Origin of the sequence: Siccirubricoccus deserti (genome assembly GCF_014283215.1) — a bacterium.
In the GTDB taxonomy this organism is placed as follows: Bacteria; Pseudomonadota; Alphaproteobacteria; order Acetobacterales; family Acetobacteraceae; genus Siccirubricoccus; species Siccirubricoccus deserti.
In genome coordinates, this window is the sequence record NZ_JACOMF010000207.1 from 1 (window position 1) to 1,615 (window position 1,615).

Annotated in this window: 2 protein-coding genes and 1 pseudogene; 1 reads left to right on the plus strand and 2 read right to left on the minus strand. The window is 64.3% G+C overall.

What is annotated here, in order from left to right; translation table 11 throughout:
- Positions 1 to 236: 236 nt before the first annotated feature.
- Positions 237 to 493, plus strand: a pseudogene (locus H7965_RS29835) (dodecin).
- Between the two features lie 241 nt (positions 494 to 734).
- Here the strand turns inward: H7965_RS29835 and H7965_RS29840 are convergent.
- On the minus strand, positions 735 to 938 hold the full coding sequence (locus H7965_RS29840; protein WP_186774088.1) for a YgaP family membrane protein: 204 nt from the start codon (positions 936 to 938) through the stop codon (positions 735 to 737).
- Between the two features lie 230 nt (positions 939 to 1,168).
- On the minus strand, positions 1,169 to 1,615 hold a 447-nt coding region (locus tag H7965_RS29845), incomplete at its 5' end, for a DUF2182 domain-containing protein (protein ID WP_186774089.1).

Here is a 1,615-nt window from a genome sequence, read left to right on the forward strand (position 1 = left end):
ACTGCTGGCTCAGCTCGCTGCCGCCATCCGGCTGCGATGTCCCAGATGCCGCGAGTTCATCGACCTACACAAGCGCGAATGAAAGTGCCGAAGTAGTGCTAGTCGCCTGACGGGTGCTGGCGCCATCGGTGTGCATAGTTCAGGCGCGGTCGCTATGGACTCGCGCCGGAGCGGTCGGGGCCGAACTCAGTGTAGGCGCCGCTATGCCATGCTGCGGCGATGGCGCAGATCGGCGGATGCCGCCCTGGGATGACCAGCGCGGAACGCGGGAAAGCTCTTTCAGGGCCAAGGACGTTTACAAACTGGTGGAGCTTGTCGGAACCTCTAGTTCCAGCGTCTCCGACGTCATTCAGAACGCGATCCCGAGGGCCACGCCACCCTGCGCAACATCAAGGGGTTCGAGGTGGTCCAAGTGCATGGCGAGGTGAAGGACGGGAAGGTCGGGCACCACCGAGTGACGCTCAAGGTCGCCTTCACGCTCGACGAAGGCTAGCGGGTTAGCCCCAGCCGTGATCAATGCTCTGCTGCACCATCGCCAACGAACATCCCAGATGGGCCAGCCAGGAGTTCGGCAAGGTAGGCGGAGGCTGGGAGCGGTCCCGAGTCAGGCACCGCGCGTGCAGCACGGGCCACGAGGTCCGGTGTGAGCACCATCCGTCGTTCCGCGGCGGCCATGGACACCTGCTCCGCTCCGGCGATTGGTCGCCCTTACAGGGACACCGGGCGATGGTCGCTTAGGCGAACCCGGCCTTAGACGGCAGCCCTACCCTTCTGAGCAGCGCCACGACCGGGCAGAGCCCGATGAAGGACGCCTGCACGAGATGCAGGCCCATTGCCCCGGTTAGCCAGAGCCAGCGGATGTCGTGGAGGGCGGCTAGAAGCGTGCTCCCGAGCACGATCACACCGACCACCAACAGGATCGTCCGTTCCAGCGTCATTGGGGTCTCTCCTTGGACTTTTGTGGGCGGACTCCTCGATCGCGTGCGCGCCCGCGGCCGGAAATCATTACCACGGACCACAACAGCACGGGTACCGAATCGGGGAAAGGAGGCACGCACGCTGACGCACCGCGGATTGAAGAAGTTTGGCATTTCTGCCGCGACTGGGTGGATATGCTGGGGGCGTAGCAGAAGGTCCTCCGCTCCTCCGAACCCGGAGACATCAGACCCTAGCCGTGTCCTATAGGAGCGTGTCCTATCCCGGCGGCGATGACCCAGGCGCCGCCAAGCACGAGGGCGAGCCCGATTGCCTTGGCGATCCACTCCCCCTTTGGCGCCAGCTTTTCCAACGTGACGGCGAGCGCAAGCGCGGCGACGAGCGGCAGGTTCATGACACCGACCACAAACAGCAGCACCATCAGCATCCAGCAGCAGCCGATGCAGTACATCCCGTGCCGCAAGCCCATGACGAAGGCGCCGCCCGTGCCCTTTCGCCATTCCCCCATCAGGAACGCGAGCGGTGAGCGGCAGCGTGTCAGGCAAGTGCTCTTGAGCGGCGTGAACTGATACACCCCCGCCCCGAAGAGCAGCCCGGCAGTTAGCGCGGGATTCGTGCTCACCATCATCGGCGAAACGAGACCCACGGTTTGTAACAGCCAGTGCACCGTTGCGGCAAC

What these genes read in the sequence shown, in the direction of transcription:
- H7965_RS29840 (WP_186774088.1), bottom strand. Translation starts at nt 938, where the DNA reads ATGACGCTGGAACGGACGATCCTGTTGGTGGTCGGTGTGATCGTGCTC.